Annotated in this window: 10 protein-coding genes and 1 tRNA gene; 8 read left to right on the forward strand and 3 right to left on the reverse strand. The window is 70.6% G+C overall.

The genetic code is table 11. The features are described 5' to 3' along the window. Positions 1–528: 528 nt before the first annotated feature. Complete coding sequence (locus tag PV350_RS42225; RefSeq protein ID WP_500338697.1) at positions 529–1,035, reverse strand: DsbA family protein; 507 nt, start codon at positions 1,033–1,035, stop codon at positions 529–531. A 126-nt stretch (positions 1,036–1,161) separates the two neighbouring features. Here PV350_RS42225 and PV350_RS42230 point away from each other — a divergent pair, with 126 nt between their 5' ends. Continuing rightward, positions 1,162–1,608, forward strand: coding sequence for a hypothetical protein (locus tag PV350_RS42230; protein WP_500338699.1), 447 nt, complete (start codon positions 1,162–1,164; stop codon positions 1,606–1,608). A gap of 143 nt (positions 1,609–1,751) precedes the next feature. Next, positions 1,752–1,886 carry a hypothetical protein gene (locus tag PV350_RS42235; protein ID WP_499510825.1) on the forward strand — a complete coding sequence of 45 codons (135 nt, stop codon included), beginning with the start codon at positions 1,752–1,754 and terminating at the stop codon, positions 1,884–1,886. Here the strand turns inward: PV350_RS42235 and PV350_RS42240 are convergent. Continuing rightward, complete coding sequence (locus PV350_RS42240; protein WP_499510824.1) at positions 1,865–2,449, reverse strand: CGNR zinc finger domain-containing protein; 585 nt, start codon at positions 2,447–2,449, stop codon at positions 1,865–1,867. The two genes, PV350_RS42235 and PV350_RS42240, sit on opposite strands and share 22 nt — an antisense overlap. Positions 2,450–2,605: 156 nt before the next feature. Beyond that, on the reverse strand, positions 2,606–3,019 hold the full coding sequence (locus tag PV350_RS42245; protein WP_003959770.1) for an SsgA family sporulation/cell division regulator: 414 nt from the start codon (positions 3,017–3,019) through the stop codon (positions 2,606–2,608). 190 nt (positions 3,020–3,209) lie between these two features. On the opposite strand from PV350_RS42245, the gene PV350_RS42250 reads away from it, so the two are divergent. The 6 genes from PV350_RS42250 to PV350_RS42275 form a co-directional block, all read left to right on the forward strand. Continuing rightward, positions 3,210–3,683 carry a TIGR02611 family protein gene (locus PV350_RS42250; protein WP_499510823.1) on the forward strand — a complete coding sequence of 158 codons (474 nt, stop codon included), beginning with the start codon at positions 3,210–3,212 and terminating at the stop codon, positions 3,681–3,683. 61 nt (positions 3,684–3,744) lie between these two features. Continuing rightward, positions 3,745–3,816 (forward strand) — tRNA-Val (locus tag PV350_RS42255). Positions 3,817–4,039: 223 nt separating this feature from the next. Continuing rightward, positions 4,040–5,320: an extracellular solute-binding protein gene (locus tag PV350_RS42260; RefSeq protein WP_499510822.1), complete on the forward strand. Its 1,281-nt coding sequence runs from the start codon at positions 4,040–4,042 to the stop codon at positions 5,318–5,320. A 32-nt stretch (positions 5,321–5,352) separates the two neighbouring features. Beyond that, positions 5,353–6,312 (forward strand): carbohydrate ABC transporter permease, encoded by a 960-nt coding sequence (locus PV350_RS42265; protein WP_500338703.1) that lies wholly within the window; start codon positions 5,353–5,355, stop codon positions 6,310–6,312. Next, the gene (locus PV350_RS42270; RefSeq protein WP_499510821.1) at positions 6,309–7,166 is read left to right on the forward strand and encodes a carbohydrate ABC transporter permease; all 858 of its coding nucleotides are present in this window, start codon (positions 6,309–6,311) and stop codon (positions 7,164–7,166) included. Before PV350_RS42265 ends, PV350_RS42270 begins: the two co-directional genes overlap by 4 nt. A 5-nt stretch (positions 7,167–7,171) precedes the next feature. Then, the coding region (locus tag PV350_RS42275; protein WP_500338701.1) for a hypothetical protein at positions 7,172–7,672 on the forward strand (501 nt) is incomplete at its 3' end.

Consider the following 7,672-nt stretch of genomic DNA (forward strand, 5'->3'; position numbering starts at 1 on the left):
CACTCGAGGTGTATGCGGTGGAGGCGGGGGTATCCTCCGGGGCGGAAGAGGGGGGCCCATTCGTCTTCCGCGGCGGCGGTTGCGGATGTCATAGGCGGCCAGGGTGTCATGTGGGCGGGTCGGTTTGTGGCCCGGCTTGTGGTTCCGGGCTGCCCGGGTGTCTGTGTGCGGGTCGTTTGCGCCTGCGGGCGGCTACGCCGGGCTGCCCGGTGGTTATGTGCGGGTCCGTTGCGCCTGCGGCGGGCATCCCCCGCCCTCCCGCCCGATTGCCCGGCGCGGTCAATACGGGCCTGCGCTCCGTTGGGTTGGGGTCGGGGCCGCGCCGGCGCACGTCCTCAACGCTCGCGGTTTACGTCCGCATCATTCCGCGCCGGGTCCGCCGCTCGTCTCCCCCAGCCTTCGGCCGGGGGGACCCCCATGGGCGCACCCCGCCACACCCCCTCCGGTCGTGTGGGCGACTGACGGCCGGACGAGGTGGGGTAGCGGGCAGTCGTCCTACCCGCCGGCGTGCACACGGCCAGATGTCGGTTACCGGTCCAGGGCGGCGTCCGCGAGGGACTCGATGCGGGTGCGGAGGCCGTCTTGGGACGTGCCGCCGTCGAGGCGTTCGCCGGAGATGACGTAGGTGGGGGTGCCGGTGATGCCGATGGCCTTGCCCTCGGCCTGGTCGGCGTCGACGACGAGGAGGTGGCGCCCGTCGACGAGCGCGGTGTCGACCTCTTCCGCGTCGAGGCCCAGGTCCGCCGCGATCTCGACCAGCAGTGCCTCGCCGCGCTCGCCCAGCTCGTCCGTGCGGGCGAGGACCGCCTCCGCGTACTCCCAGCCGCGGCCCTGGGCGAAGGCCTCCTCCGCGGCCTGGGCGGCGGCGTAGGCGTGCTTGTGCTTCTCCAGGGGGAAGTGCCGCAGCTGGATCTCCAGGGCGTCGCCGTACCGCTCGCGCAGGGCGTGCAGGTCGGTGAGGGCGGTGGCGCAGTCGGGGCACTGGAGTTCGCACCAGTACTCGAGGACGACGGTGCGGGGAGTCGCTTCGTTCATGGGGCCAGTCTCCCACCGGGGGAGGAGCCGTCCCGGAGATCACCCTGAGGTTGCCGCCGGGCCGTGGCCCGCAGGTGGGGGACGGGTGCACGATGGAGCGAGCAGACCATTTCGGAGGAGCTCCGCATGCTGACCTCGACCGTGTGTGTCGCGCTGTCCGCGGCGGGCCTGGCGATCGCCCTGCTCACCGCCTACCGGCGCAGGTTCCGCAGGGCGACGATGATCGCGGCGGTGGCGCTGCTGCCCGTCGGCCTGTACATGACGGGCCTGGTGTCGCTGGCCGGGACCGTCGTCCGGGCCGTCGCCGACTGGGCGGCGGACCTGGTGTTCAAGCCGTCGGTGTGGGTGGGCTTCGCCGTGCTCGCCCTGTCGGGCGTGCTGTACTTCCTCGCCCGGGTATCGGGGCGCCGCAAGGGCGTCGCGGAGGCGAGCCCGGGCCGTGCGGTCGCGTCGGGCGCGGGGGCGCCGGCTCTGGCGCAGGGGAAGAAACCGGTCCCGAAGGCGGCGAAGACCGATCCCGACCTGGCCGAATTCGGTGAGATCGAGGAGATCCTCAAGCGCAGGGGGATCTGAGCGGCGTGTTGGTGGCAGGGGGTGGCGGCGTTACGTCATCATCGCCCTGGCGGACCTCAACTACCGCCCCCTGAGCGGGATTTGGTGTGTCCGGGGGCGTACGGTTGTGCGAGTTCGCGTCCCTCCGAGCACACCGTAAGGCCATGGAAGCCCAAGCAGACGACGACGAGCCCCGAGGCTGCCTGTTCGCGCTTTCCCAGCCGCCGCTCATGCTGTTCCTGACCGTGATCGGCAGTCTGCTCGCCTTCGGCGGGCTCTACGACCTCTGGCCGTTCTGAGCCGGCACGGCGACGGCCTCGCGGCGGCGCGCCCGGTACGCGGCGACGTGGAGCCGGTTGCCGCAGGTGCGGCTGTCGCAGTAGCGGCGCGAGCGGTTGCGTGACAGGTCGACGAAGGCGCGCCGGCAGTCCGGGGCGTCGCAGCGGCGCAGCCGCTCCCGCTCCCCGGCGACGAGGAGGAAGGCCAGTGCCATCCCGCAGTCGGCGGCCAGGTGGTCGGCGAGGGAGGCGCCCGGGGCGAAGTAGTGGACGTGCCAGTCGTAGCCGTCGTGGTCGGTCAGCCGGGGCGTGGTGCCGGCCTCGGCGACGAGCGAGTTGACCAGCGCCGCGGCCTCGGGCGTGGCGGGCGCGGAGAAGACCTGGGCGAAGAGCTGCCGTACGGCGCGCACCGCGACGAGGTCGTCCTCGTCGAGCGATCCCACATCACTGATCTCGTTGCGCTCCACGAAGGCGCGCAGCGCCGCGAGGTCGGCCAGACCCTCGCGGCCGTCACTCTCCGGTGTGGTGTTGATGAGATCCACCACGCAGTCGAGTGCGCACCTGGTGTCATGGTTGATCAGCACGGAATCGCTCTCTCCCTGGCCTGGTGGGTCGGGCGTTCCGGTGACTTTAGCGCGAGAGCCGCCGCCGTGGAGCGTGCTGCTCCCCGACGACGGCTCCGGCAGGTCGGGTCCGCGCCGTACCCCCGAGATGCGTACGGCGACGGACGGTCGGTGGACTCAGCTCTCGGCGAGGATGTGCGAGAGCTCGGTGTCCAGGTCGAAATGACGGTGTTCGGTGCCGGGGGGCACCGCGGCGTCGGTCCGCTTGAGGAACGACTCCAGGGCCCGCGCCGGGGCCTCGAGCAGCGCCTCCCCCTCCGGAGAGCTGAGGGCGATGCACACGACGCCCTGGCCGTGACTGCGGGACGGCCAGACCCGGACGTCGCCGGTGCCGGTGGGCCGGTGCAGACCTTCGGCGAGCAGGTCGCGGGCGAAGACCCATTCGACTGTCTCCTCGGCACCGGTGTGGAAGGTGGCGTGCACGGCGTAGGGATCGGCCGTGTCGTACCGCAAGCCCGCGGGTACGGGCAGTGACGATTCGCTCGACACAACGAGGCGCAGGTGCAGCTCGCAGCTGACCGTGGTGTTCATAAGCGCCAGGGCCTTTCGCTCAGTGTGCGCTCGGGGATTCGCACGTCGGCGAAATCGACATGCCACCTGCGGGGACGTTGTAAACCCCTCTGACGGGTTTGTGAGGGTTCCGGTACCTCGTCCGGCCGAGTTCTTTTCCTCCCCGGCGAGCCATTCCGGTGACGAAGTGGCTTCGGGTAAGTTTGGGAGCATGACTGCGGAGAGTGACGAGCGGGAGGTGGCCGTGGCCATGGATCCTGCGACCGTCGACAACGGGGACGGCGGGGACGCGGAGCCGGAGGGCTCCGAGCGCCCGCTGGGGTCGAGGGCGCCACGTTTCATCCGGCGCTCCCGCGCGCTGCACGTGAGCTGGCAGGTCGGGGTCTTCCTGGTGGGTCTGGCGATCGTCGGGACGGGCGTGGTCCTGCTCCCGCTGCCGGGGCCCGGCTGGGTGGTGATCTTCGCCGGCATGGCCGTCTGGGCGACCGAGTTCGTCTGGGCCCAGCTGGTGCTGCGCTGGACGAAGCGGAAGGTGACCGAGGCGGCACAGAAGGCGCTCGACCCGAAGGTGCGGCGGCGGAACCTGACGCTGACCGCCATCGGGCTGGTGATCATCGGCGTCCTCCTGGGCTACTACCTCTGGCGGTTCGGCTTCGTGATGCCGTGGAAGGCCGACCTGCACTGAGGGCGCACCGCCGCGATGGTCGGGGCACCCGCTGACATGCGGTAATGTTGTTCCCGCACCGGGGCGATTAGCTCAGCGGGAGAGCACTTCGTTCACACCGAAGGGGTCACTGGTTCGATCCCAGTATCGCCCACCCGGACCGAGGGCCCGGAAGCCGAGAGCGGCTTCCGGGCCCTCGTCGTCGTATCCGGCGTTCGTGTCGTTCCGGTGAGCGTGGGAAGCGCTTTCCGTCATTCTCCGCCTTAACCATTGACGCCTCGGCGGGGTCTCCCTACGGTTTCTCGGCAAGCGCTTGCCTTAATCGTTTCAGGCCCTCCGCGGGACGCGGGGTGGCGTCTGCCCGAAGGGGGCATGTCGTGGGCGTTCGACGGAGTGTGCGCGGGCCGTGGGGCCTCAGGGCCGCCGGGGCCGCGGTTGCCGCGCTGGCGCTGCTGGCGGCCGGCTGCGGGGGCGGCGGCGACCCGGACGGCGGGACCGTGACCATCCGCTACTCGTGGTGGGGTGCCCAGGACCGCGCCGAGCTGATCCGGAAGACGATCGCGCTCTTCGAGGAGGACCACCCGCACATCAAGGTCAAGACCGACTTCGCCGAGTACGCCGACTTCTGGAGCAAGTTCAACACCCAGGCCGCCGGCGGCAACGCCCCCGACGTCTTCCAGAACTCCGTCGCCTTCCTGCGCAAGTACGGCGAGAAGGACCTGCTGCTCGACCTCAACACCCAGGTCAAGGCCGGCAACCTCAGCATGGACGACTTCCGGGCCGGCCTGGAGAAGGCCGGCGAGGTCGACGGCAAGCTGCTCGGCGTCCCCGTCGGCGGCAACACCTTCGCCCTGGTCTACAACCCCGAGGCCTTCGAGCGCGTCGGCGTCACCCCCGCCGCCGGCTGGACGTGGGACGAGTTCGACACCGCCGTCCACAAGATCAGCGCCGCCGAGGGCGACCTCTACGGCGCCAGCGACAACGGCGGGGTCATGTACCTGTACGACCTCTACCTGCGTCAGAACGGCAAGGCGTTCTTCACCGCCGACAACGAGCTCGGCTTCACCGAGGCCGACCTCGGGCAGTGGTGGGGCGACCACTACGCCGACAACAAGGCGGGCGACCTGGTCCCGGCCAAGAAGAGCGAGCAGATCAAGCCCAAGTCCTCGGTCAGCGGCGACCTTTCCGCCGCCGAGTTCACCTGGGACAACTTCATCGTCCGCTACGCCGCCGAGACCGGCACCAAGCTCGCCCTGGCCCCGGTCCCGACCACCGACGGCACCAGGACCGGCCAGTACATCTCCTCGCTCATGCTCAGCGGCTCGGCCCGCACGCAGCACCCCGAGCAGGTCGCGGAGTTCATCGACTTCATGGTCCACGACCCCGAGGTCGGCAAGATCATGGGCTACAACCGCGGCGTCCTGCCCACGAACGCCCAGTTCGACGCGTACCGGCCGACCGGCGTCGACGCGCAGATCGCCGCCTACGAGAAGTCCGTGACCGGCGTCATCGAGCCGATCACCCCGCACCCGGCGGGCGCAGACGTCGCGGAAGCGGCCTTCCTGCGGATCTACGGCGACGTCGCCCTGGGCAAGACCTCGGTCGACGACGCCGTCACACAGTTCTTCGGCGAGGCGAAGACCGCGCTCGGCTCCTGAGGGGACATCCCGTGACGCGCACCCAGACCGCCGTGCCGGACGTCGCCGAGCGGCGCCGCACCCCGCAGGGCGGGCCCCCGGACGGCCGGCGGCGGGGACGCCGGGAGACCCTGGCCGGCTACCTGTTCCTGACCCCGTGGTGCGTCGGCGTCCTGCTGCTGACCCTGGGCCCGATGCTCGTCTCGCTCTACCTGGCCTTCACCGACTACAACCTCTTCGACCCCCCGAAGTGGATCGGGCTGAGGAACTTCCGCGACATGTTCGCCGACGACCGCTGGTGGCACTCGGTGCGCGTGACGCTGGAGTACGTACTGGTCGGCACCCCGCTCAAGCTCGCCGCCGCCCTCGCCGTGGCACTGCTGCTGGTCAGGCCCCGTCGCGGCCAGGGCTTCTACCGCTCCGCCTTCTACGCCCCGTCGCTGATCGGGGCGAGCGTCAGCATCGGCATCGTGTGGCGCTCGGTCTTCCAGGACGACGCCGTCGTGGACCGCGCGCTGCACCTCGCCGGCTGGGACGTCGGCGGCTGGGTCGGCGACCCGGACTGGTCGCTGCCCACCCTCGTCACCCTGACCGTCTGGCAGTTCGGCGCCCCGATGGTGATCTTCCTGGCGGGGCTGAAGCAGGTGCCGCAGGAGCTGTACGAGGCGGCGGAGGTCGACGGGGCCGGGGCTTGGCGGCGGTTCCGCTCCATCACCCTGCCCCTGATCTCGCCGGTGCTCTTCTTCAACCTGCTGCTCGAACTCATCCACTCCTTCCAGGTCTTCACCTCGGCAGTGGTCCTCGGGGGCAGCGGCGGCGGGGCCGGAGGCCCGGCCGACTCCCTGCTCGTCTACACCTGGTACCTGTACGAACAGGGCTTCCGCAACCTGCGCATGGGCTACGCGTCCGCCATGGCCTGGATGCTGATGCTGGGCATCGGCCTGCTGACCGCGCTGCTGTTCCGCACCCAGCGCAACTGGGTCCACTACGAGGACGGGACGGACGCCCGATGACCCCCGTCGCCACGGCCCGCCGCCGCACGGCACGCACCCTCGCCTGGCACGCGGGCGCCCTCGCCCTGCTCGCGGTGATCCTCTACCCGGTGGTGTGGCTGGTCGGCGCCTCGCTCAAGCCCGGCGACGAGATCGTCGGCAGCCTGGAACTGCTGCCCGGCCGCCCCATCGCCGACAACTACCGGCGGCTGACCCGCGGCATCGCCGACATCCCCGTCTCCACCTTCTTCACCAACTCGCTCGTCCTTGCCGTCGGTTCGGTGGTGGGCGTGCTCATCTCCTGCTCGCTGGCGGCCTACGCCTTCGCCAGGATCCGCTTCGCCGGGCGCAACCTGCTCTTCGCGGTCATGATCTCGACGCTGCTGCTGCCCTTCCAGGTGCTCATCATCCCGCAGTACGTGCTCTTCCAGAAACTCGGCCTGATCAACACTTACGTTCCGTTGCTGCTCGGGAAATACCTCGCCGCGGACGCGTTCTTCGTCTTTCTCATGGTGCAATTCATGCGCAATCTCCCGCGGGAATTGGACGAGGCGGCGCGCCTCGACGGCTGCGGACATCTGCGCATCTATTGGAGCATCGTGCTCCCTTTGTGCCGGCCCGCCCTCATCACGAGCGCCATCTTCACGTTCATCTGGTCCTGGAACGACTTCATCGGGCCCCTGCTGTACCTGAACGAGCCCGACAAGTACACGGTCTCGCTCGGGCTGAAGATGTTCATCGACCAGGACAGCGTGGCCGACTACGGCGGCATGGTCGCCATGTCGCTGGTCGCCCTCCTGCCCGTGCTCCTCTTCTTCCTCGCCTTCCAGCGCCACCTGGTCGAGGGAGCGGCGACCTCCGGACTGAAGGGCTGAGGCCCGTGACGTCTGGCGGTGCCCGTACTGCTGTGGGCCGGTTCGCGCTGTTCGCCGAGTGCCTGCTGACCGGGGTGTGGCTGGTGGCCGCCGCGCTGCCGCTGGTCACCGCGCTGCCCGCGTTCGCCGCCGCCTGCGGGCACCTGCGGCGGCACCTGGACGGGGAGCGGTCCACATGGCGCGACTTCGTGGCGGACACCGCGGCCGCGACCCGCGCCGGGTGGCGCTGCACGCTGCTGTGGTGGGGCGGGCTCGCGCTGCTCGGGCTCGACCTGGCGGTGGCCCGTTCCGGGATGCCCGGTGGGGGAGCGTTCACGTGTGCCGGCGTCCTGGCCGCGGTCGCGCTCGTGGTCACGGGGATTCGCGCGGCTGCGCTCTGGCGGCCCGGGGAGAGCGGCCGTGGTGCGGCCGGCCGTGCGGTGCGGCGCGTCGTGGGCGACCCCGGGGGGACGCTCCACCACAACCAGGGTTCCAACGACTGTAACCCCCACCCCGCAGGGGCCACC

Origin of the sequence: Streptomyces sp. PA03-6a, assembly GCF_033792765.1 — a bacterium.
Taxonomy (GTDB): Bacteria; Actinomycetota; Actinomycetes; order Streptomycetales; family Streptomycetaceae; genus Actinacidiphila.

Bases quoted from the DNA above. Each gene is read 5' to 3' on its own strand.
- PV350_RS42225 (WP_500338697.1), bottom strand. From the start codon at position 1,035: ATGAACGAAGCGACTCCCCGCACCGTCGTCCTCGAGTACTGGTGCGAA.
- PV350_RS42250 (WP_499510823.1), top strand. From the start codon at position 3,210: ATGACTGCGGAGAGTGACGAGCGGGAGGTGGCCGTGGCCATGGATCCT.
- PV350_RS42235 (WP_499510825.1), top strand. From the start codon at position 1,752: ATGGAAGCCCAAGCAGACGACGACGAGCCCCGAGGCTGCCTGTTCGCG.
- PV350_RS42270 (WP_499510821.1), top strand. From the start codon at position 6,309: ATGACCCCCGTCGCCACGGCCCGCCGCCGCACGGCACGCACCCTCGCC.
- PV350_RS42245 (WP_003959770.1), bottom strand. From the start codon at position 3,019: ATGAACACCACGGTCAGCTGCGAGCTGCACCTGCGCCTCGTTGTGTCG.
- PV350_RS42230 (WP_500338699.1), top strand. From the start codon at position 1,162: ATGCTGACCTCGACCGTGTGTGTCGCGCTGTCCGCGGCGGGCCTGGCG.